17 protein-coding genes are annotated in these 24737 nt (G+C 73.0%); 9 read left to right on the forward strand and 8 right to left on the reverse strand.

The window, feature by feature from the left end:
* Positions 1 to 52: 52 nt before the first annotated feature.
* Together PATMI_RS0109350 and sfnG are read right to left on the reverse strand one after the other, a co-directional pair.
* A complete protein-coding gene (locus PATMI_RS0109350) occupies positions 53 to 1252 on the reverse strand; it encodes an SfnB family sulfur acquisition oxidoreductase (RefSeq protein WP_026910699.1) in 1200 nt (399 codons plus the stop codon).
* The gene (gene sfnG, locus PATMI_RS0109355; RefSeq protein WP_026910700.1) at positions 1249 to 2415 is read right to left on the reverse strand and encodes a dimethylsulfone monooxygenase SfnG; all 1167 of its coding nucleotides are present in this window, start codon (positions 2413 to 2415) and stop codon (positions 1249 to 1251) included. Before sfnG ends, PATMI_RS0109350 begins: the two co-directional genes overlap by 4 nt.
* 378 nt (positions 2416 to 2793) lie before the next feature.
* Between sfnG and PATMI_RS0109360 the strand changes: the two genes are divergently transcribed.
* The 4 genes from PATMI_RS0109360 to PATMI_RS0109375 all read left to right on the forward strand — a co-directional run bounded on the left by PATMI_RS0109360 (position 2794) and on the right by PATMI_RS0109375 (position 11310).
* Positions 2794 to 4281 carry an SDR family NAD(P)-dependent oxidoreductase gene (locus PATMI_RS0109360; RefSeq protein WP_051472345.1) on the forward strand — a complete coding sequence of 496 codons (1488 nt, stop codon included), beginning with the start codon at positions 2794 to 2796 and terminating at the stop codon, positions 4279 to 4281.
* Positions 4282 to 4410: 129 nt separating this feature from the next.
* On the forward strand, positions 4411 to 6669 hold the full coding sequence (locus PATMI_RS0109365) for a DUF4394 domain-containing protein (RefSeq protein WP_026910702.1): 2259 nt from the start codon (positions 4411 to 4413) through the stop codon (positions 6667 to 6669).
* A gap of 106 nt (positions 6670 to 6775) precedes the next feature.
* On the forward strand, positions 6776 to 9037 hold the full coding sequence (locus PATMI_RS0109370) for a DUF4394 domain-containing protein (protein WP_026910703.1): 2262 nt from the start codon (positions 6776 to 6778) through the stop codon (positions 9035 to 9037).
* Positions 9038 to 9177: 140 nt separating this feature from the next.
* The gene (locus PATMI_RS0109375) at positions 9178 to 11310 is read left to right on the forward strand and encodes a DUF4394 domain-containing protein (protein ID WP_026910704.1); all 2133 of its coding nucleotides are present in this window, start codon (positions 9178 to 9180) and stop codon (positions 11308 to 11310) included.
* Positions 11311 to 11320: 10 nt separating this feature from the next.
* On the opposite strand, the gene PATMI_RS0109380 is transcribed toward PATMI_RS0109375, so the two are convergent.
* The 6 genes from PATMI_RS0109380 to PATMI_RS0109405 form a co-directional block, all read right to left on the reverse strand.
* Entirely contained in the window at positions 11321 to 12037 is a 717-nt protein-coding gene (locus PATMI_RS0109380; RefSeq protein WP_026910705.1) for a hypothetical protein, read from the reverse strand.
* 55 nt (positions 12038 to 12092) lie between these two features.
* The gene (locus PATMI_RS0109385; protein ID WP_026910706.1) at positions 12093 to 12905 is read right to left on the reverse strand and encodes a heavy metal-binding domain-containing protein; all 813 of its coding nucleotides are present in this window, start codon (positions 12903 to 12905) and stop codon (positions 12093 to 12095) included.
* 46 nt (positions 12906 to 12951) lie between these two features.
* Positions 12952 to 13944 carry a heavy metal-binding domain-containing protein gene (locus PATMI_RS28765; protein ID WP_051471263.1) on the reverse strand — a complete coding sequence of 331 codons (993 nt, stop codon included), beginning with the start codon at positions 13942 to 13944 and terminating at the stop codon, positions 12952 to 12954.
* Between the two features lies 1 nt (position 13945).
* Entirely contained in the window at positions 13946 to 14323 is a 378-nt protein-coding gene (locus tag PATMI_RS36610) for a hypothetical protein (protein WP_026910707.1), read from the reverse strand.
* 292 nt (positions 14324 to 14615) lie between these two features.
* Positions 14616 to 15755 carry an LLM class flavin-dependent oxidoreductase gene (locus PATMI_RS0109400; RefSeq protein WP_051471264.1) on the reverse strand — a complete coding sequence of 380 codons (1140 nt, stop codon included), beginning with the start codon at positions 15753 to 15755 and terminating at the stop codon, positions 14616 to 14618.
* Between the two features lie 283 nt (positions 15756 to 16038).
* Entirely contained in the window at positions 16039 to 18633 is a 2595-nt protein-coding gene (locus PATMI_RS0109405) for a LuxR C-terminal-related transcriptional regulator (RefSeq protein ID WP_051471265.1), read from the reverse strand.
* 254 nt (positions 18634 to 18887) lie between these two features.
* Between PATMI_RS0109405 and dnaK the strand changes: the two genes are divergently transcribed.
* From dnaK to PATMI_RS0109430, 5 genes are all read left to right on the forward strand, one after another.
* A complete protein-coding gene (gene dnaK / locus PATMI_RS0109410) occupies positions 18888 to 20792 on the forward strand; it encodes a molecular chaperone DnaK (RefSeq protein WP_026910710.1) in 1905 nt (634 codons plus the stop codon).
* A 39-nt stretch (positions 20793 to 20831) separates the two neighbouring features.
* Complete coding sequence (locus PATMI_RS34235) at positions 20832 to 21581, forward strand: nucleotide exchange factor GrpE (RefSeq protein WP_051471266.1); 750 nt, start codon at positions 20832 to 20834, stop codon at positions 21579 to 21581.
* A 25-nt stretch (positions 21582 to 21606) separates the two neighbouring features.
* Complete coding sequence (dnaJ, locus tag PATMI_RS0109420) at positions 21607 to 22731, forward strand: molecular chaperone DnaJ (protein ID WP_026910711.1); 1125 nt, start codon at positions 21607 to 21609, stop codon at positions 22729 to 22731.
* 5 nt (positions 22732 to 22736) lie between these two features.
* Positions 22737 to 23288 carry a heat shock protein transcriptional repressor HspR gene (locus PATMI_RS28775; protein ID WP_051471267.1) on the forward strand — a complete coding sequence of 184 codons (552 nt, stop codon included), beginning with the start codon at positions 22737 to 22739 and terminating at the stop codon, positions 23286 to 23288.
* 80 nt (positions 23289 to 23368) lie between these two features.
* Positions 23369 to 24586: a hypothetical protein gene (locus PATMI_RS0109430; protein WP_157260692.1), complete on the forward strand. Its 1218-nt coding sequence runs from the start codon at positions 23369 to 23371 to the stop codon at positions 24584 to 24586.
* The last annotated feature ends 151 nt before the right edge of the window (positions 24587 to 24737 follow it).

Consider the following 24737-nt stretch of genomic DNA (forward strand, 5'->3'; position numbering starts at 1 on the left):
GCCGCGTAGGGCGGGTGTCGCCCCGATCACCCCCGGTCGGTCCCCGTACGGCTCAGATCTGCCCGTGGTTCGGCGGCACCGCGTCGTTGAGCACCCCGGCGCCGACGTGGTGGTACTTCCAGCGGATCGGGTCGTGGACCGAGTGGGTCCGCGCGTTGCGCCAGTGGCGGTGGAGGTCGTGCTTGTCGTCGACGGCGCTCGTGCCCGCCAGGGCGAACAGGTCGCTGGAGATCGCGACCGCGGCCTCGGACCCGAAGGCCTTCGCCTCGGCGACGGCGAGCGAGCCCTTCGCGGCCTCCTCGCGGGTCGCGGGGACGTGGGGGAGGCCGTCGAGGACGCGTCCGGCGCGCTCGAGGAGCCCCTCGGCGGCGTGCAGCCGCGCGGACAGCTCGCCGGTGCGGTGCAGCACGTGCGGGTCGTCGCTCGCGCGCTCGTAGCCGTTGCCCGCGGCCTCGAAGTACGGACGGCTCTTCTCGCGCACGAACGTCACGGCATCGGCGAACGCGCCGCCCGCGATCCCGACCTCGATCGCGGCGTGCACGAGCTGGGCGCGGGCACCGAGCAGCTGGGGGCCGGTGTAGGCGGTCGAGTACGGCAGGACGAGGCCCTCCTCGACCGCGGCGCCGTCGAGGATCGTCGTGCCGCTGGCGGTCGCCCGCTGGCCCATCGCGTTCCAGTCCTCCTCGACGCTGACGCCGGGCGCGTCGCGGAGGACGAACGCCGCGACGACGGCGTCGGTGTCGTCGAGCGCGGTGACCGCGATCCGGTGCGAGGTCGCGGCACCCGTGCAGTAGTACTTGCGCCCGTCGAGCCGCAGGACGCCGTCGTCGCCCTTGGACAGCCGGGTCTGCAGCGCCATCGCGTGCTTCGTGCCGCGCTCGGCCAGCGCGTTGCCGAGCCGACGGCCGGCGAGGACGTCCGCGAAGACGCGCTCGTGCTGGTCGGCCGTGCCGAGCTGCCGCAGGACGTCGACGAAGAGGAAGTGCCCCTGCGGTCCCTGGGCGATCGCCGGGTCGGCGGCGGCGATCAGCCGGATCACCTCGGCGAGCGCGACGTGCGAGACCTCGGCGCCGCCGTGCTCGCGCGGGACGGTGATCCCGACCAGGCCGCTGCGGTCGAGCGCGGCGAGGGCCTCCCGCGGGACCCCGCCGGCGCGGTCGCGGTCGGCCGCACCCGGACGGAGCTCGTCGGCCAGGGCGGCCGCTGCGGCGACGGCCTCCTCGTCGGACCGCAGGAGCGGGACCTCGCTCACGCCGGGACGGGGACCGTCAGGCCCTCGAGCGGGTCCGGCACCGCGGCGGGGTCCAGGCCGGCCTCGACCTCGAGCTCGCGGACGATCGGGAGGACGTCCTTGCCGAACGACTCGACCTCCTCCTGGAAGTGCAGGAAGGCGAGGAGGTTCAGGTTCACGCCCAGCTTCTTGTAGGCGACGATCCGCTCGGCGACCTGCTCCGCGGTGCCGATCAGCTGGGTCTTGAAGCCGTCGTTGTACTGGACGAGGTCCTCGAAGCTCGAGTCCGCCCACATGCCCGTCCTGTCGCCCGTCGAGGCGCCGGCCTGGGTGACGGCGCCGCCGAACCCGTCGACCGCCGGGCGGTCGGCCTTCTCGACGATCTCGCGCAGGGTGTCCTTGGCCTCCTTCTCGGAGTCGCGGACGATCACGAAGCCGTTGAGCCCGAACCGCGGGCCGTCGGTGCGCCCGGCCTCGGCGGCGATCCGGCGCAGGTCGGCGACCTGCTCGGACACGCCGTCGAAGTCCTTGCCGTTGGAGAAGTACCAGTCGGCGTACCGGCCGCCGTTCTGGCGCGCGGCGGTCGAGTTGCCGCCCTGGAAGATCTCGGGGTGCGGGCGGCCCTCGACGGCGTGCGGCTTGGGCTGCTGGCTGTAGTCGCGCAGGCGGTAGAAGTCGCCGGCGAGGTTGGCCTGGTCCTTCGTCCAGATCTCGCGCAGCGCCCGGATGAACTCGGCCGAGCGGCGGTAGCGCTCGTCGTGCTCGAGCCACGGCTCGCCGATCGCGGTGAACTCGTCCTTGAACCAGCCGGAGACGACGTTGACGGCGAAGCGGCCGTTCGTGATGGTGTCGGCCGTCGCGACGAGCTTCGCCAGCACGGCCGGCTGCCAGAGGCCGGGGTGGACGGCGGCGATGATCTTCAGGCGCTCCGTCGCGAGGCCGAGGGCGAGGCTGAAGCTCGTGGACTCCTGCTGCTTCTCGGCGCCGTAGCTGGCGGTGTAGCGGACCTGCGAGAGCGCGTAGTCGAAGCCGGCGCGCTCGGCGATGACGGCCAGCCTCTTGTTGTAGTCGTACTCGTGCGACGTCCGCTGCTCGATCTTCGAGATCACGAGGCCGCCCGAGACGTTGGGCACCCAGTAGGCGAAGCGGAGCGGATCGGTGGTGGAGAGCGGGGCGGTCGACATGCGGGGCTCCTGCGACGGGGTGGTTCGGAGGGAGCACGTAAAAATAGCTGAATGTCAGTCTGGTTTAGATAAATTGGCGCGCTCGCGGTGAGCGTGGCGGTTCAGGCCGCTGCCTGACGCGGGGCGTGAGGCGTGGTCGCGGTTCGGCCTCTGCGGGCGCACGAACCGCGACCACGTCGGTGGGCGCCGGGACGTGGTCGACGTTCGGCCTCAAGGAGCGTCCGAACCGCGACCACGTCCGGCGGCCCGCCCAGCCGCCGACCACCCCCGCCCCACCGGTCCCGCCCGCCGACGGCGGATCCGTACCCTTGTGGGTCGCCCCCGCATCCGCGCGGGGCGACGACCACGAGGGCGACGGCGGGGATGACGGGCGCGGCGATGACGCAGGAGATCGAGCACGAGGACGAGGCCGGGTCGACGGCCGTCGACCCGCTCGCGGCGATCGATCCCGCGGAGCTGGCGATCTGCCTGAAGGTCCTGGCGCAGGCCGAGGCGCTCGGCGAGGACCACGCCGACGCGCTCGCGATCCAGCGCGCGACGTCGAAGATCTACAAGACCGTCCGCCGCCGCCGCCGGTCCGAGCGCCGTGCCGCGATCGTCGCGCACGACGAGGCGATCACGAACCTCACGGCGACCGGCGCCCCCGGCCGGATCGACGACGAGACGCAGGGCCTCGAGCTCGTCTCCGAGGCGAAGGGCGCGATCGCCGGCGTCCTCCTGGAGGACCGCGCCTGCTACGTCTGCAAGCAGGGGTACCGCGAGGTCGACGCCTTCTACCACCAGCTCTGCCCGCCCTGCGCGGCGAAGAACCACGCGCGCCGCGACGCCCGCACCGACCTCACCGGCAAGCGCGCGCTGCTCACCGGCGGCCGCGCGAAGATCGGCATGTACATCGCGCTGCGCCTGCTGCGCGACGGGGCGGACCTGACCATCACCACGCGCTTCCCGCGCGACGCCGTCCGGCGGTTCTCCGCGATGCCCGACAGCGCGGAGTGGATCGACCGCCTGCACATCGTCGGGCTCGACCTGCGCGACCCGACCCAGGTGACGGCGCTCGCGGACGAGGTCGCCGCCGGCGGGCCGCTCGACATCCTCATCAACAACGCGGCCCAGACCGTCCGTCGGTCGCCGGAGTCCTACGCGCTGCTGGCCGAGGCGGAGGCCGCGGCGCTGCCCGGCGGCCGGATGCCGGACGTCATGACGCTCGGCCGGCCCGGCGACGTCCGCCCGACGGCGCTCGCCGAGTCGACCGGCGACCACTGGACCCCGACCCCGGCGCTCGTCAGCCAGATGGCGCTCGAGGCGCGCTCGGCGACCCCGGCCCGGATCGCGGCCGGCACCGCGATCGACGCCGGCGGCCTCGTGCCCGACCTGCACGACACCAACAGCTGGGTCCAGAACGTCGGCGAGGTCGACGCGATGGAGATGCTCGAGGTCCAGCTCTGCAACGCGACCGCGCCGTTCATCCTCGTCACCCGCCTGCGCGCCGCCCTCGCCGCGTCGTCCGCCCGCAGGACCTACATCGTCAACGTCTCCGCGATGGAGGGCCAGTTCGGCGGCCGCTGGTACAAGGGCTCCGGGCACCCGCACACGAACATGGCGAAGGCCGCGCTCAACATGCTCACGCGCACCAGCGCGCGCGAGATGCTCGAGCAGGACGGCATCCTCATGACCGCCGTCGACACCGGGTGGATCACCGACGAGCGCCCGCACCCGCAGAAGATGCGCCTGGCGGACATCGGCTTCCACGCCCCGCTGGACCTCGTCGACGGCGCCGCCCGCGTCTACGACCCGATCATCCGAGGCGAGGCCGGCGAGGACGTCCACGGCTGCTTCCTCAAGGACTACGAGAAGGCGCCCTGGTAGGCCAGGCCGATCGCTGGGTTTAGCAGACCGAGACGCCGTATGCGCCGGTTGTGGCGCGCCTCACTTCCTGTCGTGATCGGATGATCCTGGCGGTTTGACACTGGTGTCGACACGGGTAAGGGTGCGCCCATGTCACGTCCGAAGCACCTCCGCCGCGCCGCACTCGCGGGCGGCCTCCTCGCCGGCCTCGCCGTCCCATCCGCCGCCTTCGCGGCCGACCCCGCCAGCACGGCGGTCGTCCTCACCACCGACAACAAGATCTCGACGTTCGAGACCGCCTTCCCGACCGAGGCGACCGCTCCGGTCGCGGTGACCGGGCTGGTCGGGACGGACAGGCTCGTCGGCATCGACGTGCGCCCGCAGAACGGTCAGCTCTACGGCGTGGCCGCGAACGCTGCGGACGACACGATCCGGGTCTACACGATCAGCGCCCGCACGGCCATCGCCACGCCGCTCGGCACACCCATCCCCGCCGCCGCCACGCTGGACGCCACGAAGTTCGGTGTGGACTTCAACCCGGCGGTGGACCGGCTGCGCGTCGTCTCCGACTCGGGGCTCAACCTCCGCATCGATCCGAACACGGGGGTGCTCGTCGCGGCGGACACGGCCATCAACCCGGTCGACAGCAAGGTGGACGCCGCGGCGTACACGAGCAACCAGCAGAACGCTGCGGTCACCACGCTCTACACGCTCAGTGGGGCGAACAACCGTCTCTACATCCAGACGGGCACCGACGGGACACCGTCCCCGAACGACGGTGAGCAGACCGCCTCGCGGTCGCTGAAGGTCAACGGCATCGAGGCCGACTTCGGTGCGGCGGGGGGCTTCGACATCGCCCCCGGCGTCGCGGCCGTGGCGAACAACGGCGACGTACCGACCGGCGGTGCCGGATACGCCGCGTTCAAGGTCGGGACGCTCAACTTCCTGGTCAAGATCGACCTCTTCACCGGGAACACGACACCCGTCGGCCTCGTCGGCAACGGCGCCACTGACGTCGAGGGCCTCGCGATCCTGCAGGAGACGACCCCCGGCGGCCTGCCCTCCGTCGCACTGACGACGGACGACAAGATCCGTCGCTTCAACTCGGCGACCCCGGGCACGGGCACCGACGGCCCCGCGATCGTCGGCACCCCGGCGATCCCCGCGGGCGACAAGCTCGTCGCGATCGACTGGCGGCCGCAGACCGGTCAGCTGCTCGCGCTCTCCGTCAACGCGACGAACAACACCGGCAACCTGTACCGCGTCGACCCGCAGACCGGCGCGGCGACGAGGATCGGCTCCGCCGACTCCGTCGCGTTCCAGACTCCCGCGGGCGCGGCGGTCGACCTCCCGGATCCCGCGACCACGAGCTACGACATCGACGTCAACCCGACGGTCGACCGTGTTCGCGTCGTCACGAGCTCCGGGCTGAACTTCCGGCTGAATCCGACGGTCGCGGACGCGGCGCCCGTCGCCGTCGACGGGAACAACGGGGGCGTCGCGGTGCTCCCGAACGTCAACACGGACGGCGACCTGAACAACGGCGGTGTGGGGACGACCGGAGCGGACATCTTCGGTACGGCCTACACGAACTCGTACGGCCAGGCGGCCGCGATCCCGGCGACGCAGCCGACGACGCAGTACGGCCTGAGCGTCGCGAACGACCAGCTGCTGATCCAGAACCCGCCGAACGCCGGGACGCAGACCGCACCGAAGCCGCTGACGCTCTCGGGCTCGGCGCTCGACATCACGGGCGTCAAGGGATTCGACATCCCGCCTGCGGTCGCCGTGACGACCAACAACGCGGTCGCGGCCGGGAAGGGCCTCGCCGCCCTGACGGTCGGCGGGACGACCGGCCTCTACGCGATCGACCTGACCACCGGTGCCACGACGAACGCCGGGGCGTTCACCACGGCACCGGCGAGCTTCGCCACCGGTGACGGCCCGCCCGCCCCGAAGGACCGGCCGGTGACGCCCCCGGTCGTCACGCCGCCCGTCGTGACCCCGCCCGTCGTCACGCCGCCGGTGGTCACTCCCCCGGTCGTGACGCCCCCGAAGCCCGCGTCCTTCGGCTCCAGCACGAAGCTGACGGTCAAGCTCCGTGCGACGAAGATCTCGTCCAAGGGCCCGGCGAAGGTCACGTTCCGCAACACGAACAAGTTCGCGGTGAAGGTCCGGATCCAGGCGACGACGCCGAAGTCCGGCAAGCGCAAGGCGATCAAGTACGCGACGAAGACCTACACGGTCAAGGCGTCCTCGTCCCGCACGGTGAACGTCAGGCTCCCGTCGGCGGCCCGCAAGGTCCTGTCGAGCAAGAAGAAGCTGACGATCAAGGTGACGCTCAAGGTCACCGCACCGGACAAGAAGAGCCGCACCGTCCGGAAGACGCTGACCGCCCGCAAGAAGTAGCCCCGCCAGCCCCGGTTCGTAGCGAACCGGTGGCGCCCGGGTTCCCGTCGCGTATCGGTGGACCGTGCCTGTTGACACGGTCCACCGCGCGCGACAGGGTCGGTCGATGTCATCCCCTCGGCTCCTCCGCCGCACCCTGATCGCCGGCGGCGTGCTCGCCGGCCTCGCCGTCCCAGCGAACGCCCTCGCGGCCGACGCCGCCAGCCAGGCCACGGTCCTCAGCAACGACCGCCTCATCACCTTCGAGACCGCGTTCCCGGCCGACGGGACCGCCTCGGCGACCGTCGCCGTCACCGGCCTCACGTCCGGCGACCACCTCGTCGGCATCGACACCCGCCCGCAGAACGGGGCGCTCTACGGCCTCGGCTACAACGCGACGGCCGGCTCGATCCAGCTCTACGCGCTGAGCGCCCGCACCGGGCAGGCGACGCCGGTCGGCGCCGCGATCACGACCTCCGGCGTCGGCACCGCCGCGGGCACGACGTTCGGCTTCGACTTCAACCCGAAGGCCGACCGTATCCGGGTCGTCGCGAGCACCGGCAAGAACCTCCGGCTGGACCCGAACACCGGCGCACTCGTCGGGACGGACACCGACATCGCCGACGCCACCGCGGGCGCCACGGCACCGAAGCTCGACGGCGCTGCGTACACGAACAGCGCGCAGAACGCGAAGTTCACGACGCTCTACACGCTGAGTGGCGGCGGCGACAAGCTGTACCTCCAGGCGCCGCCGAACGGCGGGGTCCAGACGAAGCCGGTCGCGCTGAACTTCGGCGGGACGGCGATCGACATCACCGACGCCGGGGGCTTCGACATCGCGCCGGGCGTCGACGTGACGGCGGACGACGCTGCGGCCCCGGCCGGCAGCGTCGGCTACATCGCCGCGAACTACCAGTCCACCGCGGTGCTCACGAAGGTCGACCTCGCGACCGGCGCGCTCACGCCCATCGGCGTGATCGGCGACGGCAAGCAGCCGGTTCAGGGTCTCGCGATCCAGCAGGAGGCCGTCGTCGGGGGTCTCCCGTCCGTGGCGATCACCGGGACGACGGCCGGCACGCTGCGACGCTTCAACACGGCCGATCCGCTGGGCGGCGCCGATGCCGCGATCTCGGGCGTGAAGACCGGCGAGCTCCCGGTCGCGGTCGACTGGCGGCCGCAGACCGGGCAGCTGCTCCTCCTGGCGATCGACACGACCGCGAAGACCGGCACGCTCTACGTGGTCGACCCGCAGACGGGGGTGGCCACGGCGATCGGGGCCCAGAGCTCGATCGCGCTGACCACGCTTCCGACCGTCGTCCCGATCGTCAACATCACCCTCCCGGGGACGGCCGTCGACCTGCCGGCCTCGGGCTGGGACATCGACGTCAACCCGACGGTGGACCGTGTTCGTGTGGTCAACGCCAACGGCCTGAACTTCCGTGTCGATCCGACCACCGGGAAGCCGGTCGACACCGACTCGGCGAACCTCGGCAACCAGCCGGACGCCGCGCAGAACCCCACCGACAAGGAGGTCGCCGGCACCGCCTACACCAACGCCTTCGGGCAGTCGCTCACCGGGGGCGTGACGACGCAGTACGGCATCAGCACGAAGACCGACCAGCTGCAGATCCAGGCGCCGCCGAACGACGGGACGCAGACCGCGGGCAAGGACTTCAAGGTCGGCACCACCAAGCTCGACCTGACCGCGGTCCAGGGCTTCGACATCCCGGCCGCCACGCGGACCGCGACCGCGAACGCGGCGGCCACCTCCGGCGTCGGCTACGCGTTCGTCGGGACGGCGGCGACCCCGTCCGCGCTCTACTCGATCGACCTCGCCACCGGTGCCGCCACGCTGAAGGGCAACCTCGGGACCGGCGGCACGCCGGCGGCTCCGATCGTCCCGACGAGCTTCGCCGTCGGTGACGGTCCGCCCCCGGCGATCACGCGCCCGGTCGTCGTCCCGCCGGTGACCACCCCGACGACGCCCGCGCCCACCACCCCGACGACACCCACGAAGCCCACGACGCCGACCAAGCCGAAGGCCGGGTTCGCCTCCAGCACGAAGGTCACGCTGAAGCTCACGCGGACGAAGGTCTCCTCGGGCGGTCCCGTGAAGGTCACGGTCAAGAACGCCAACGCGTTCGCGGTCAAGGTGTCGTTCAAGGCGACGACGCCGAAGTCCGGCAAGCGCAAGGCGATCAAGTACGCGTCGAAGTCGTTCACGATCGACGCGAAGACGTCCCGGACCGCGACGATCAAGCTGTCGAAGGCCGCGCGCCGCGTCCTCGGGCCGAAGAAGAAGCTGACGATCAAGGTCACGCTCAAGGTCACCGCGCCGGACGGCAAGAGCCGCACGGTCACGAAGACGCTGACCGCGCGCAAGAAGTAGCGCCCGGCGTCGGGTGGGCCCGCGGGCCCACCCGACGCCGCGTGGCGGCCCGCATCGCGCGCGGCGGACTCCGAACGACGTGGCGCGATCGGAGTGAACTGGCGCACGAACGCTCGCGCCGCCCTAGGGTCGGGACGACCATGGAACGTCCCAGGCTCGCCCGTCAGCTCCTCCTCGCCGGCGGGGTGCTCGCCGGGCTCGCCGCCCCGTCCGCCGCGCTCGCGGCCGATCCGGCGAGCCGGACGATCGTGCTCAGCGAGAACCGGCTGTCGTCGGCGCCCACGGACCGCCCGGGGGAGGCCACCGCGCCGGTCTCGGTGACGGGCCTCGCCGACGGCGACGTGCTCGCCGGCATCGACGTCCGGCCGCAGAACGGGTTCCTCTACGGGCTCGGCCACAACGCTTCGGCGAACACGATCCGGCTCTACGCCCTGAGCGCCCGGACGGGTCAGGCGACGCCGCTCGGCGAGCCCATCGCGACGACGGGCACGGCCTTCGGCTTCGACTTCAACCCGACCGTCGACCGCATCCGCGTGGTCAGCGACACCGGGGTCAACCTGCGCCTGGACCCGAACACGGGGACGGTTGCGGGGACCGACAAGGCGATCAACGGCGGCTCGACGACGGTCGACGGCGCCGCGTACACGAACAACCGCCCGAACGCGACGGCGACGACGCTCTACACGCTCAGCGGCGCGGACGGGAAGCTCCAGCTCCAGACCCCGCCGAACGACGGCACCCAGACCGCGCCGCGGTCGGTGACGATGCTCGGCCTCCCGCTGACGCTCTCCGCGATCGGCGGCTTCGACATCGCGCCCGGCGTCGACGTGGGCGCGAACAACGCCGAGGCGCCCGCCGGCAGCGCCGCGCTCGCCTCGGCGACGCTCGGCGGGATCCCGTTCCTCGTCCGCATCGACCTGGCGACCGGGGCGGCCTCCCCGCTCGGGATCCTCGGCGACGGGAAGCCGGTCCAGGGGATCGCGATCCAGCAGGAGGCCGTCCCGGGCGGCCTGCCCGCGATCGTCGCGACCGCCGGACAGCTCCGCCGCTTCGACACCGCCGCCTCGACGACCGCCACGCCCGTCGCGATCACCGGCCTGACCGCCGGCGAGGCCCCGGCCGGCATCGACTGGCGCCCCCAGACGGGGCAGCTCCTGCTCCTCGGCGTGGACGCGGAGGCGGACAAGGGCACGCTCTACCGCGTCGACCCGCAGTCCGGCGTGGCGACCGCGATCGGCACCCCGGGGTCGGTCGCGTACGTCGGCGCCGACGGGACGACCCCCGTCGACCTGCCGCCCGTCTCGGCCGGCTACGGCGTGGACGTCAACCCGACGGTCGATCGCGTCCGCATCACCACGGGCATCGGCCTGAACGCCCGGGTGCACCCCGACACCGGCGCGGCGGTCGACGGCAACACGACGACGCCGGGCACGAACACGGACGGTGCGCTGAACGGTGCCGCGACCGACGGTGCCGCGACCGCGTACTCCAACGCGTTCGGGCAGCCGCTCGAGGGCGGCGTGACGACGCAGTACGTGCTCAGCCCGAAGACGAGCCGGCTGCTGATCCAGAACCCGCCGAACGCCGGGACGACGACGAACGCCCAGCCGCTGAGCGTGGGCGGGCAGCCCCTCGCGTTCACCGGGGTCGGGGGCTTCGACCTGCCGCCTGCGGTGACGTCCGCGTCCGCCAACGCGGCGGCGAGCGGCACCGGCCTGGCCGTCCTGAAGACCCCGGACGCGCCGTCCGCGCTCTACGCGATCGACCTGCCCAGCGGCACCGCCACGCTGCGCGGGACGCTCGACCCCGAGGCCCCGCTGAACGGCCTGGCCGTGGGCGACGGGCCGCCGTCGACGACGGTCGCGCCGATCTCCGCGCCCGCCCCGGTCCTCCCGGGAGGCCCCGGCACCACGACTCCCGCCAAGGCCGGCTTCGCGAAGAGCACCAAGGTCTCGCTGAAGCTCCGGGCCACCCGCATCTCGACCCGTGGCCCCGCGAAGATCACATTCCGCAACACGAACGCGTTCAGCGTCAAGGCGCGGCTGACCGCGACGACGCCGAAGTCCGGGAAGCGGAAGGCCGTGAAGTACGCGACGAAGTCGTTCACGCTCGGCGCGAAGAGGTCGCGCACGTTGAACGTGCGCCTGCCCGCCGCGGCCCGCAAGATCCTGAGCACGAAGCGCAAGCTGACGATCCGCGCGACGCTCAAGGTCACCGCACCGAACGGCAAGAGCCGCAACGTCCGGAAGACGCTGACGGCGCGCCGGAAGTAGCGCGGGAGGGCTATCCGCCTGCCAGCGCGGCCTGCAGGTGCTCGGCCGCCCGTTCGCTCGCTCGGTGTCGTTCCGCGGTGTCGAGCGTCGGGCCGAGGTCGTTCCCCTGGACGGTCGAGAGCCCGCGGCCGACTCGCCGGACCGCCGTGAAGAAGTGGATCTCGAGCGTCTCCCCACCGCTCTGCAGGGATGCGGTGGTGGTGATCTCGGCGCGGTCGTCTCCCGCACCGGTGAGCGGGGCGACCGTCGCGGTGACGTCCCCGACGGTGGCCTGCAGCTGTCCGGCCTTGGCCTCCAGCAGCGTCCGCGCCTGGTCGACCGCCGACGCCCGGCCGCGGTCAGAGACAGCGGTGCGGAATCCCCGCTCCGCGGTCTCGGCGGTGTCGTAGACCGTGGCGACCGACTGCACGAACGCTTTGCCGCGGGTGAACGACCGTCCGGCCTGCGCCGTGATCAGCGGAGTCGGGCCACGGGTGCTGGACGACCCGGCCTCCGGGAGCTCCGACGCCGGGACGCGCTGCTCGCCACCCCATGCGGTCGGCAGGTCGGCGCGGCGCAGCAGTCCCTGCGCGACGATGGCCCGATCCCGGACGACCCGGTTCGACGCCGATGTGCCGGAGCCCGAGGTCGCGGACCCGGTCCTCTCGCCGGCCGGTCCGTCGCCGCCGCAGCCAGAGGCCGCGAGGATGAGCGCTGCTGCGCAGGTCAGGAGCCCGGTCCGTTGCACCGCCGCGACGCTACACGCCGATCCGACGACCGTCCACGGCCGTTCGGCCCTGCGCTCACCCGGTGAGCGGCAGCACCGTCGTCGGGGGCGGGATCGTGTGGTCGTCGGAGACCGGCACGATCGCCGTGCCGATCGCGAAGAACTCGATGACGTGCGAGCCCCAGCCGTGGCTGCGCTCGTGCAGGCGGACCCCGACGATGCCCTCCGCCTGCGCGGCCTCGGCCTCCGCCTGCATGCGCTCCATCGCCAGCTCGCGGGCGTCGTAGAGCGCCTGCGTGTAGTTCGTCAGCTCGACGTTCTGGCCGGCCTGCTTCATCGCCTGGAACATCCCGCGGTGGGCCACGTGGTAGACGCAGGTGCCCATCGTCAGGCCGACGGGGCGGTAGCCGGTCTGCAGCAGGGTCCAGAAGTCCTGGCCCGACAGGTCGGACGTGAACGGCCGGCCGTTGGGGGCGCGGTGGAGCTCGCCCTCGCGGTGCTTGATCGCGGTGCCGACGGCCAGGAACTCGGCCATGTTCTCGCCCCAGTCGTAGCGGCCGACCTCGAGCCGCACGCCGACCACGCCGTCGGCGCCGAGCTGGTCGGCCTCCTCCTCCATCCGCGTCATCGCGAGCTCGCGGGCGTGGTACATCGCCTGGGAGAGGACCTCCATCTCCTGGCTCTGCTTCCACGAGCTCTGCTGAAAGCCGATGTGGTAGATCGACGAGCCGACGACGAGGCCCAGCGGGTCGAAGCCGGCCTGCTTGACGAGCAGGAACTCGTTGACCGACAGGTCGGACGTGAACAGCCCGCGGCGGTTCTGCTCGAGGCGCTCGCGCCCGTGCTGCGGCACGCCCTCGAGCGAGTTCGGGTCGTAGGGCTGGCTCATCGCTGGGGCTCCTGGGGTTCGGTGCGGCGGGAAGGGGTCGGACGGCTCACAGCCACACCGTGGTCGCGGCCGGGGTCGGGGCGATCGGCGCGCCGGGCTGCCCGATCGCGGTCCCGAGCACGTGGAAGTCCACGATCAGGTCCTCGCGCTCGGAGTCGTTCCCGGTGCTGACCTTGTGGACGCGGTGCGTCTGCTCGACGGTGACGCCGACGAGGCCGTGGGCGTCGATCGCGGTCGCCTGCTGCCGGACGCTGCGCATCGCGAGCGCCCGGGCGTCGTACATCCCTTGGGTGAAGTCGCCGAGCTCCTGGTTCTTGGCGCCGCCGAAGAACCGGCCGCCCTGCATCGCGCGCTGGGTCTGGTACGACGCGACGATGTAGAACGAGGTCGTGTGACCGACGACCCCGACGGGCGCGTAGCCGGCCTGCCGGAGCTTCCAGAAGTCCTGGGCGCTGAGGTCGCAGATCGGCGGGCGCTCGGGCACCGGCGTCCCCGGCACCGCGACCGCGGTCCCGGTCGCGATCCACTCCACGCCGTCCGCGGCGAACGCGTGGGCCGAGCGGCTCAGGCGCACCCCGACGACCGCGTGCGCGCCGGCGAGCTGCGCCTCGAGCGCGAGACGATCGAGCGCCAGACGTCGGGCCTCGTTCCACGCGTGGGAGACCGTCGAGAGCTCCTGCGACGACCCCCAGCTGCGGTAGGACGGCATCCACTGGAACCCGACGTGGTAGATCGACGAGCCCATCACCTGCGTGATCGGGCGCAGCCCGTCGAGGTCGCAGAACGCGAACTCGTCCACCGTCAGGTCGGAGGTGAAGAACGTGTCCCCGTCGGCGCGGCCCTCGCGGTCGGCCCGCAGCTCGCGCAGCCGCCGCTCCGCGTGGACGGGGAGGCCGCCGGCCTCGAGCTGCCGGGTCGACGTCTCGCGCTCCGCCTCGGCCGCCTGCTCGCGCGCCTTCCGTTCCTCGCGGGTCGGCCCCGGCGTGCCGTCGGGCGCCGGTGCGTCGTCGTCCCCGAGGAGGCGCCGGAGGAAGCCCATGTCAGCCGAGCAGTCCGGAGAGCGCGACGTGCGCGGCACTGGCCTCGCCGGCCTCGCGGCCGATCGAGCGGGTCAGCGCCTCGACCCAGTCGGCGACGGGCAGCTCCTCGTTCGCGATCGTGATGCCGCGGACGACCTTCTTGCGGACCGCCGTGATGCGGTGGCCGTCCCGGCGCAGGCCGAAGCCCTCCTCGCCGAGGTCGACGTCGATCGCGGCGACCTGCTTCTCCCGGGAGAGGAACCGCACCGACCGCCGCTCGACCACGGTGTGCTGCGGCAGCGTGTCCTCGAGCTTGACCGCGAGGACCTCGACGAAGCGGGGCAGGTCCGCGCGCCCGGCACGGAGCTCGGCGGCGTCCAGATCGAAGTCGTCGACCATCGGCGCGGCAGCATCGCAGGAGGCGTGGCGCGTCCGGCCACGCCTCTCGGGCGTCGCCGGAGCGGATCGCCCGTGCGGGACGGTGGATCCGACCGATGACGCCGGTCCGCCGATTGGCGCGTGCGCGCTGCGGCGGGGTGGCCGGGCGCCACCCCGTCGCGGGACCGTCGCGCGGTCAGATCGACGGGTCGCGCGCGGCCCCCACCGCCCTCGGAGTCGCCCGGCACGCCGTACGACGTCCGTCAGCTCGACGGGCCGCGCGCCGTCGCCTCCGCGTGCATGGTTGGTCGGGTCACGCCGCGACGGCCGAGGCCGCCTGGCGCATCCGGGTCGTGCGGTGGACGGGGTCCGTGTCGAGCTTCGGGATGACGTGCTCGCCCATGAGCCGGATCATCTCCGAGCACTGCTCCTTGGTCTTCGTGCCGCGGAGCATCAGGAGCTGGTCGACGCCGAGCGCCTCCCAGCGCTTGACCTGCTCGAGCGCGTCGTGCGGGTCGCCGACGATCGCGGACCCGGCGCCGATCATCCCGTCCATCATCGCCTCGTCCGGGTCGGGGATCAGGTCCGGCCAGACCGGCAGGCCGTCGGGACGCGGGAACGTGTCGTGGTACCGGAAGACCTGGCTCATGTGGTAGCCGATGCCCCCGTCCAGGAACTCGCGGCGGGCCTGGTCGCGGTCCTCGGCGATGCAGTTGAAGCCGCACGCGACGATGAGGTTGTCGTTGACGAACGCGCCCACGGGCTCGGCGTCGACGATCGCGTCCTTGTAGCTCCTGATGATCCCCTCGGCCACCTCGATGGTGTCGAGCGAGAAGCCGAGGACGCCGAGGCCCTTCTGGGCGGCCATGACGTAGCTCGGCGGGTTGCCGGCGGCGTACCACATGGCCGGATGGCCCTTGCCGTACGGCTTGGGCAGGATCGGCCGGGGATCCATGCGCCAGGACTCGCCCTCGAAGCCCTGGTAGGTCTCCTGGCTCCACATCTTCAGGAACTCGCGGATCGTCTCCTCCCAGATCGGCTTCGTGCCGGAAGGGTTGCCCGCGAGCTCGTCGTGGAAGCCCGAGATCTCGAAGCTGCCCGCGCCGCGGCCGGTGCCGAACTCGAAGCGGCCCTCGGTCAGGTGGTCGAGCATCGCGACGCGCTCGGCGACCTTCGCCGGGTGGTTCGTCTTCGGCAGCGGGTTGAAGATGCCGGAGCCGAGGTGCGCCGTCGTCGTGCGGCTGGCGAGCGCCCCGAGGAAGACGTCGCTCGCGGAGAGGTGCGAGTACTCGTCGAGGAAGTGGTGCTCGGAGAGCCAGATGTTCTTGAACCCGGCCGCCTCGGCCTCGAGGCAGAGGTCGAAGTCGTCCATCAGGACGGTGTGCTCCGCGTTGGGGTCCTTGTCGCGCCATGCCTGCGGCACGTACGCCTGCGTCAAAAAACCGAACTCCATGTGGCTCCACCTCCGTGGACCTGCATCGACTGCTTCTGTGCCCAGCGTCACATCGGCGGAGGTCCGGGCGCAACCGGTAGGAGCACCCGACTTTCGGGCGGACGCCGAAACCCCCGGTCACCGTGCGGGTCCGCGGGGACCGGCGCGCGGGTACCGGGGGTCGACGTCCGATCGTGACCCCCTCGACGGTGCAACCGTGACCCCCGGGCGTGGGCGGCGGCCGGTGCCGACGGCGCGGCGGCGGGCCGGTCGCGGCGGCGGCCCCGTCGCCCCGCGCCGGCGCTCAGCGGGTGATCCGCGAGCGCGACGCCCAGACCGCGAGGAGCGCCCGGCGCTCGAAGCCGAGCTTGCGCAGCGCGTTGCTGACGTGCCCGTCGACCGTGCGCCGGGAGACGCCGAGCCGTTCCGCGATGTCGCGGTTGGTCAGGCCCTCGGCCACGAGCTCGGCGACGTCGGCCTCGCGCGCGGTGAGCGCGACGCCGGCACCGTCGCCCGCCCTGCCGGTCCCGTCCGCGCTCGCGGCCTCGTTCGTCCTGAGCGCCAGCGCGAGGGTCCGGTCGCGGGGCATCGCGACGCCCCGGTCGAACGCCTCGCCGAACGCCGAGGCACCCAGGTCCGAGCGCACCCGGCCCTCGAAGCGCTCGCGCTCGGCGATCCAGTGGTCGGAGCCGTAGAGCTGCTCGCCGAACGAGCGCCACGACCCCGACGCGGCCCCGAAGAGCACCGCGGCGCGCCCGCTGTCCCCGCGCCCGGCCTCGACCCAGGCGAGCAGGTCGAGCGTCAGCGACACGCCGATCGCGTCGTGGAAGCCGCTGATCGCCCGCAGCCCGGCCAGCGCCCGCTCGCCGGCGCGGTCGAGCTCCTCGCGGGCCAGGTCGCCGAACGCGAGGCCGGCGGTCGCATAGGCGAGGAGCCACCGCTCGCCGCAGCCCTCCGAGCGCAGGGCGACGCGCTCGAACTGCGCCTGCGCCCACGCGAAGTCGGTGTCGAACACGCCGAGCAGCCCCAGGTGGACGTCGAGCGCGCCGACCTGGTCGGGCGGGGCGCCGTGCTCCTCGTACGCCGAGCGGGCGGCGAGCAGGAGCTCCCGCGCCGGCCCGAACTCCCCGGAGAAGAACGCGGTCAGCCCGCGCCCGTGGACCGCCCAGGCGACGGCGAGCGGGTCGCCGAGCTCCCGGCCGATCCGCTCGGCCTCGGCCAGCGGCTCGCGCGCGGCGTCGCGGTCGCCCTGCATCGTCGTGACGAGCCCGAACGTCCCGAGCGCCCGCGCGCGCTCGGGGGTCGGCGACGCGTCGAGCGCGAGCGCCCGGGTCAGCCACAGCCGGTGCTCGGTCAGGGAGAGGATCGCCCACAGGAACCACGGCCGGCCGGTCAGGACCTGGGCCGCCCGCGGGTCCCGGCCGTCGCCGATCGCGAACTCCAGGGCCGAGCGCAGGTTCGCGTGCTCGAGGCGGATCCGCCGGTACCAGTCCTCCTGCGCGGGACCGGCCCACTCGGCGGTCAGCCCGCCGGCGAGCCCGACGCACCACGCCAGGTGCCGGCGTCGCGCGTCCTCGCGCTCGTCGACGTCGAGCTGGGCGAAGCCGGCCTCGGCGATCGGCTCGAGCATCCGGAACCGCACCCGGCCGTCGTGCTCCTCCCGGCGGAGGATCGACTTGTCGACGAGCCCGCCGACCGCCTCGAAGACGGCCGCGGGGTCGACGCCGTGGAGCACCGCCTCGGCGGCGGCCAGGTCGAACCCGCCGGCGAAGACCGACGCACGCGCCCACACCCGCCGCTCGAGCGGGGAGCACAGCTCGCGGCTCCAGTCCATCGCCGCCTGCAGGCTCCGGTGGCGCTCGGGGCCGTGGCGGCCCGTGGCGGTCAGGAGGAACATCCGGTCGGCCAGCCGCCGCTCGAGGTCGTCGACCGACAGCAGGCGCAGCTGCGTGGCGGCCAGCTCGATCGCGAGCGGGACGCCGTCCAGGTGGCGGCAGATGCGGCCGATCGCGACGGTCGTCGGCCCGTCGGCGGTGAACCCGGGGACGACGGCCGCGGCCCGCTCGGCGAACAGGGCGACGGCGGGCGCGTCGGTGTCGCCCAGGCCGAGCGGCGGCACGACGAGCAGGTGCTCGCCGTCGAGCCCGAGCGCCTGCCGGCTGGTGCAGAGGACCCGCAGCCCGGGGGCGGCCCGGAGCAGGTGGCGCACGAGCTCGGCGCACGCGGGGAGCAGGTGCTCGCAGTTGTCGAGGACGAGCAGCGAATCGCGGGCGCCGAGGTGCTCCTCGAGGATCTCCCGGTGGCTGCGCAGGGAGCCGTCGTGGTGCCCGAGGCCGAGCTGGTCGACGATCGTCTGGGCCAGCAGCGTCGGGTCGCGCAATGCGGCCAGCTCCACCAGCCGCACATCGTCGCCGTGCGAGCGACGCAGGCGTGCCGCGACGGCCACGGCCAGGCGGGTCTTGCCGATCCCGCCGCCGCCGGTCAGGGTCACCAGCCGCGTCGTCCCCAGGAGCCGCCGGATCTCCTGGAGCTGCTCGCGCCGGCCGACGAGGCTCGTGACCTCGGCGGGCAGCCGGCCCCCGTCGCCGGCCGCCGGGGCGTTCGCGTCGCGGAGCCGTCGCACGCGGGTGCGGAGGGTCGTCATCGAACCCTCCCAGCCCAGGCGCCGCGCGATCTCGGTGGCGGGCAGGTCGGGGTCGCGCTGCAGGAGCGCCGCGATCCGGGGCTCGAGCGGGTCCAGGGCGGACGGGCGCTGCCGCCGGCCGTCGGCCGGCGGGTCGGTCGCCGCCAGCGCCTTGCGCACCGTGTTGCGCGCCATGCCGAGCTCGCGGGCGATGCCCTTGATCGACACGCCCGACTGGTGCAGGCGGCGCACGCGGCGCCAGTCGTCGGTCTCCATCGCTCCCCAGGTCTCCTCGCGGCGCGAGCCTACCTCCGGGCCGGCGGTGCGCGGGGCGGATCGGCTGGGTCGCGACCGGAGCGCCCGCGATCTGCGTCCCCGGGACTCAAGGTTCAGGTCCGTCGGTGCCCCGGCCGGGTCGCGAACCCCTGCTCAGGGCGGGAATCTCAACCCTCCGTTGGCTCACCGCCGAAGATCTGCCATACTGCCACTCAGATTTCACGCAGTCCCTCGCAGGGAGCTAGGAGCGCCACATGGGCAAGATCATCGGTATCGACCTGGGCACGACCAACTCGTGCATGGCCGTCCTCGAGGGCGGCGAGCCGACCGTCATCGAGAACTCCGAGGGCGGCCGCACCACGCCGTCCGTCGTCGCGTTCGCGAAGGGCGAGCGCCTGGTGGGTGCGGTGGCCAAGCGCCAGGCCGTCACCAACCCGACGAACACCATCTCCTCCGTCAAGCGCTTCATGGGCCGCAAGGAGGCGGAGGTCCAGGAAGAGGAGTCGATGGTCCCGTACAAGGTCGTCGCCGGCCAGAACGGCGACGCCCGCATCGAGGCCGAGGGCAAGCAGTACAGCCCGCCGGAGGTCTCGGCCATCACGCTCGCCAAGCTGAAGGCCGATGCAGAGGCGTACCTCGGCGAGACCGTCGACGGCGCCGTCATCACGGTCCCCGCGTACTTCAACGACGACCAGCGGCAGGCGACGAAGGACGCCGGCAAGATCGCCGGCCTCGACGTCAAGCGCATCATCAACGAGCCGACCGCCGCGTCGCTCGCCTACGGCCTCGACAAGGAGTCCGACCAGACGATCCTCGTCTTCGACCTCGGCGGCGGCACGTTCGACGTGTCCGTGCTCGAGATCGGTGACGGCGTCTTCGAGGTCAAGTCGACCGCGGGTGACAACCACCTCGGCGGCGACAACTTCGACAAGACGATCGTCGACTGGCTCGCGGGCGAGTTCAAGAAGGACCAGGGCATCGACCTGAAGAACGACCCGATGGCCCTGCAGCGGCTGTTCGAGGCCGCGGAGAAGGCGAAGATCGAGCTGTCCTCCGCGCAGGAGACGCAGATCAACCTGCCGTTCATCACCGCCGACGCCTCCGGGCCGAAGCACCTCGACGTCCGCCTCACCCGCGCGAAGCTGACCGACCTGGCCTCGAGCCTGCTCGACCGTCTGGTCGCGCCGGTCCGCCAGGCGATGGACGACGCCAAGGAGAAGGGCGCCGCCAACATCGACCACATCGTGCTCGTCGGCGGCATGACCCGCATGCCGTCCGTGCAGGAGAAGGTCAAGGAGCTCACGGGCAAGGAGCCGCACCGCGGCGTCAACCCGGACGAGGTCGTCGCCGTCGGCGCCGCCGTCCAGGCCGGCGTGCTCTCGGGCGACGTCAAGGACGTCCTCCTGCTCGACGTCACCCCGCTCACGGTCGGCATCGAGACCAAGGGCGGCGTGATGACGAAGCTCATCGAGCGCAACACCACGATCCCGACGCGCAAGAGCGAGATCTTCTCGACGGCGGACGACAACCAGCCGTCGGTCGAGATCCACGTGCTCCAGGGCGAGCGCGAGATGGCGAGCTACAACAAGTCGCTCGGCAAGTTCCAGCTGACGGGCATCCCGCCGGCGCCGCGCGGCGTGCCGCAGGTCGAGGTCACGTTCGACATCGACGCCAACGGCATCCTCAACGTGTCCGCGAAGGACCTCGGCACGGGCAAGGAGCAGAAGATCGAGATCAAGGCCGGCGGCGGGCTCTCCGACGAGGAGATCCAGTCGATGGTCTCCGACGCCGAGGCGAACGCCGAGGCCGACAAGAAGGCGCGCGAGCTGGCCGAGGCCCGCAACGTCGCCGAGCAGGGCGCGTACCAGGCCGAGAAGCAGCTCTCGGACCTCGGCGAGCAGGTCGACGAGACCTCGCGCAAGGAGATCGAGGAGGCCATCGCCGCCGTGCGCACCGCGCTCGAGGGCGACGACGCCGAGGCGATCAACGCCAAGCGCGAGGCCCTGGAGCAGGCCTTCCACAAGGTCTCCGAGCAGCTGTACCAGCGTGCGCAGGCCGAGAACGAGGGTGCCGCGGGCGGCGCCGACGGTCAGGCCGGCGGCGCGGGCGACTCCGACGAGGAGGACGTCGTCGACGCCGAGGTCGTGGACGAGAAGTAGGCCTCGGCCGACCCTCCCCCGACCCCTCAGGAGCACGCGATGAGCGACGAGCAGCGCGACCACCAGAACCCCGCGACGCCGGCGGACGGCACGGCCCCCGGTGGGGCCGCGCCCGGCGGCCCCGATCCGGCCGCGCCGGCGGGGGCGGGCGACCCCGCGACGGGCGGTGACCCCGCGGCGACGGACGTCGTCGACGGGGAGGTCGTCGACGCGGCGGCGACGGACGCCGGTCCCGCGGGCTCGGAGGAGGCGCAGGAGCAGGCCGCGGCGGACGCCGACCAGGCGTCGGCGGACGCCTTCGAGGCGTCCGCCGAGGTCGAGGCCGAGCCGGTCGTCGAGGAGGAGCCCGACTGGAAGGACCGCTACGTGCGGTCCGTGGCCGAGCTCGACAACGTCCGCAAGCGTGCGCGGCGCGACGCCGCGCTCGGCGAGGCCCGCGGCATCGCGAAGCTCGCCAAGGCGCTCCTGCCCGCGCTCGACAACCTCGACCGCGCGCTCGCGCACGTCGACCAGGCGCAGGAGCAGGACCCCGCGCACCCGGCCGGCGACACGCAGCTCGTCGAGGGCGTCCGCATCGTGCACCGCGAGATCCACGCCGCGCTCTCGCAGGCCGGCATCGAGGCGTACGACCCGACGGGGGAACCGTTCGACCCGCACGCCCACGAGGCCCTGACCCAGCAGCCGGCACCGGAGGGCACGCCCGCCGGGACGATCCTCGCCGTCTACCAGGCGGGGTACCGTCGCGGGGACGACATCCTCCGGGCTGCGAAAGTGGTGGTGGCGGGCTGATCCCCGTCACCCGGAGACCCGCTGAATGAGCACCCGACAGGACAACGGCCCCGACCTCTACGCGGTCCTCGGCGTCGACAAGAAGGCGACCGCCGACGAGATCAAGAAGGCCTACCGCAAGCTCGCCCGCGAGTACCACCCGGACCGCAACCCGGGGGACACCGCGGCGGAGGAGCGCTTCAAGCAGGTCTCGGCCGCCCACGACGTCCTCTCCGACGCCGAGAAGCGCAAGGAGTACGACAAGGCCCGTGCGTTCGGCGGGCTCGGCGGCGCGTTCTCGACCGGCGGCGCCGGCTTCGACTTCGCGGACTCCGGGATCGGGGACCTGCTCGGCAACGTCTTCGGCGGCCGCACCGGACGGCAGAGCCGCACGGGCGGCACGCGACCCGGTGGCGCGCAGCAGCGCGGCCGCGACGTCGAGGCCGAGGTCACGCTGTCGTTCCGGCAGGCGATCGACGGCGCCCAGGTGCCGCTGAGCGTCCGCACCGCGTCGCCGTGCAACACGTGCTCGGGCACCGGGGCGAAGCCGGGCACCAGCCCGATCGTCTGCCCCCGCTGCCAGGGCCGCGGCGTGGAGTCGCAGGGCCAGGGCCTGTTCTCGATCAGCCAGCCGTGCTCCCGGTGCCAGGGCGCCGGCACGATCATCGAGGACCCGTGCCCCACCTGCGCGGGCGAGGGTGCGGTCCACACGACCAAGCGCTACCGCGTCAACGTGCCGCCCGGCGTGAAGGAGGGCTCGCGGGTCCGGCTGGCCGGGAAGGGGCAGGCCGGTCGCAACGGCGGTCCCCCGGGCGACCTCTTCGTCATCACGCACGTGCCGCCGTCGAAGGTCTTCGAGCGTCACGGCGACGACGTCGAGGTCACGGTCCCGCTGTCGATCGCCGAGGCGGTGCAGGGCGCGGACGTCGAGGTCCCGACGCTCGACGGCCGCAAGAAGCTGCGCGTCGCGCCGGGCACGAAGCACGGGACGCTCCAGCGCCTCCGCGGCGAGGGTCCACCGCGGCTCGGGGGCGGCGGTCGCGGGGACATCCGCTACCGCTTCGTCATCGAGGTCCCGGAGCCGTCGACCGACGAGCAGCGCGACGCCGCGCAGCAGTTCGGCGACCTCTTCCCGTCCGCGGGTCGCGACCGGCTGTTCTCGGAGGACTGATCGCGGTGGGCGACGACGCGCAGCGGGGGAAGCGGCCGCGGACCGGCACGGTCCGCAGCACCCGTGTGACGCAGACGACGATCGAGGTCGACGCCGACCGCGGCGTGTTCATGATCTCCGTCGCCGCCGAGCTCGCCGAGATGCACCCGCAGACGCTGCGCATGTACGAGCAGCGCGGGCTGATCGAGCCGAAGCGCTCGCCGAAAGGCACGCGGCTCTACAGCCACAGCGACGTCGAGCGCCTGCGGCGGATCCAGCAGATGACCAACGACCTCGGCCTGAACCTGGCCGGGGTCGAGCGCGTCCTGGCCCTCGAGGTCGAGCTGGAGCGCGAGAAGCGGCGGTACGCCCAGGCGGCCGAGCGCCTCGTCCAGCTCCAGCGCGAGACGGTCGAGATGCGGGACACCCTGCGCGCCGAGATGCAGGTCGAGATCGACAAGCTCCGCAAGCGCAACGAGCTCGTGCCGTACCACGGCACACGCACCACGGCGCTCGTCCAGTTCCGGCCCGCGCCGGTCGAGGTGGACGACGTCCACGAGGTCGAGGACGACGAGTAGGTCGAACGGCCGAATCCCCTCGCGGGGCGCCGCGTGAGCGGCTAGGGTCCGGCGGGCCAACCCGTGTGGAGGTCCCCGTCGTGAGCACCCAGAAGCACCAATCGCCCCCGCTGCCCGTCGGCGTCACCCTCGACCGCGGGTTCTCGCTGCTCCGGACCAACGCGCGGTCCCTGATGGTGCCGCAGCTGGTCTTCGGCGCGATCGGGGCGCTCATCATCGTCGTGCTCGGCGTGATCACGTACTTCGCGCTCGGGGACATCGCGACCACGATCGAGGTCGACCGCTCGTCGACCGTGTTCGGCGACAGCACCGAGGGCTACTCCACGGTCGCCGACTTCACCGACGGGCAGGAGACCACGCTGATCGTCCTGATCAGCCTGATGTACCTGCTCTACGCCCTCGTCTACACGGCCAGCATCGTCACCGTGGTGCGCGCCGCGGACCGCGCCATCGAGGGGCAGGACCGCCTGCCGCTGAAGGCGGCCCTCGGCGACGGCCTGCGGCAGACCCCGCGGATCGTCGGGCTGACGATCGTCTTCTGGCTGATGGCGCTCGTCTACCTGATCGTGGTGGTCGTGGTGGTGGCGGTCTTCGGGGCGATCGCCTCGGGGCTCGCCGTGATCGCCGGGCTCGCGGCGTTCGGACTCACCGCGTGGCTGGGCGTCCGGCTGATCCTCTGGCCGTTCATCGCGATCAGCGAGGGCATCGGGTTCGCCGCCTACGGCCGGGCGTGGCGGCTCACCGCCGGACGCTTCTGGTCGCTGTTCGGGGTCCTGCTCCTCGTCGGCATCGTCGTCACGGTCGTGGCCACGGTCCTCTTCTTCATCCTCGCCCTGCTGTACAGCGCGATCGCCTCGACCAGCGACGAGGTCGGCATCGTCGCGCTGATCCCGTACCTGATCGGGTCCGTGCTGCTCGGCGTCGTCTTCACCGCCGGCTACATCGCCCCGGTCGTCACCGCGTACCGCACCCTCGCCGGCCGCGACAACGCCGACCTCTGGCAGGCCGCCACGGCGATGGGTGGCGGCGGGTCCGCGCCCCCGGCCGACCCGGGCGTCCGCCGGTGGGACGCGGCAGAGGCCCCGCTCGACGAGCCGGCGCCGGGGTGGGCCCCGCCGTCGGCGTCCTCGTGGGAGGGCCCCGCGCGCACCGGCGAGGGCACCCCGCCCGCGTCCGACGCCCCCGCGCAGGACGCGCCGCCGCCCGGCTCCCAGCCGCTCGGTGGGCTCCCGCCGTCCGACGAGCCCTCCGACGCCGAACGGCGCTGGGGCCGTCGCGACGAGCCGCCGGCGAGCTGAGCCACGCGTGACGGCAGGCCCCACGGCGGACCGTGGTCCCCGGCGGCGGGCGTCGTCGGGGCTCGCCGTCCTGCTCGCCGGGCTCCTGCTCGCGGTCGCGCCCGCCGCGGCGCCCGGCCCGTCCGCGGGGCCGCTCGGTCCGGCGACGGCC

The sequence above is a fragment of the Patulibacter minatonensis DSM 18081 genome (genome assembly GCF_000519325.1).
In the GTDB taxonomy this organism is placed as follows: domain Bacteria; phylum Actinomycetota; class Thermoleophilia; order Solirubrobacterales; family Solirubrobacteraceae; genus Patulibacter; species Patulibacter minatonensis.

Bases quoted from the DNA above. Each gene is read 5' to 3' on its own strand.
- PATMI_RS34235 (WP_051471266.1), top strand. From the start codon at position 20,832: ATGAGCGACGAGCAGCGCGACCACCAGAACCCCGCGACGCCGGCGGAC.
- dnaJ (WP_026910711.1), top strand. From the start codon at position 21,607: ATGAGCACCCGACAGGACAACGGCCCCGACCTCTACGCGGTCCTCGGC.
- PATMI_RS0109375 (WP_026910704.1), top strand. From the start codon at position 9,178: ATGGAACGTCCCAGGCTCGCCCGTCAGCTCCTCCTCGCCGGCGGGGTG.
- PATMI_RS0109400 (WP_051471264.1), bottom strand. From the start codon at position 15,755: ATGGAGTTCGGTTTTTTGACGCAGGCGTACGTGCCGCAGGCATGGCGC.
- PATMI_RS0109405 (WP_051471265.1), bottom strand. From the start codon at position 18,633: ATGGAGACCGACGACTGGCGCCGCGTGCGCCGCCTGCACCAGTCGGGC.
- PATMI_RS36610 (WP_026910707.1), bottom strand. From the start codon at position 14,323: ATGGTCGACGACTTCGATCTGGACGCCGCCGAGCTCCGTGCCGGGCGC.
- dnaK (WP_026910710.1), top strand. From the start codon at position 18,888: ATGGGCAAGATCATCGGTATCGACCTGGGCACGACCAACTCGTGCATG.
- PATMI_RS0109385 (WP_026910706.1), bottom strand. From the start codon at position 12,905: ATGAGCCAGCCCTACGACCCGAACTCGCTCGAGGGCGTGCCGCAGCAC.
- PATMI_RS0109360 (WP_051472345.1), top strand. From the start codon at position 2,794: ATGACGCAGGAGATCGAGCACGAGGACGAGGCCGGGTCGACGGCCGTC.
- PATMI_RS0109365 (WP_026910702.1), top strand. From the start codon at position 4,411: ATGTCACGTCCGAAGCACCTCCGCCGCGCCGCACTCGCGGGCGGCCTC.
- sfnG (WP_026910700.1), bottom strand. From the start codon at position 2,415: ATGTCGACCGCCCCGCTCTCCACCACCGATCCGCTCCGCTTCGCCTAC.
- PATMI_RS28765 (WP_051471263.1), bottom strand. From the start codon at position 13,944: ATGGGCTTCCTCCGGCGCCTCCTCGGGGACGACGACGCACCGGCGCCC.
- PATMI_RS0109370 (WP_026910703.1), top strand. From the start codon at position 6,776: ATGTCATCCCCTCGGCTCCTCCGCCGCACCCTGATCGCCGGCGGCGTG.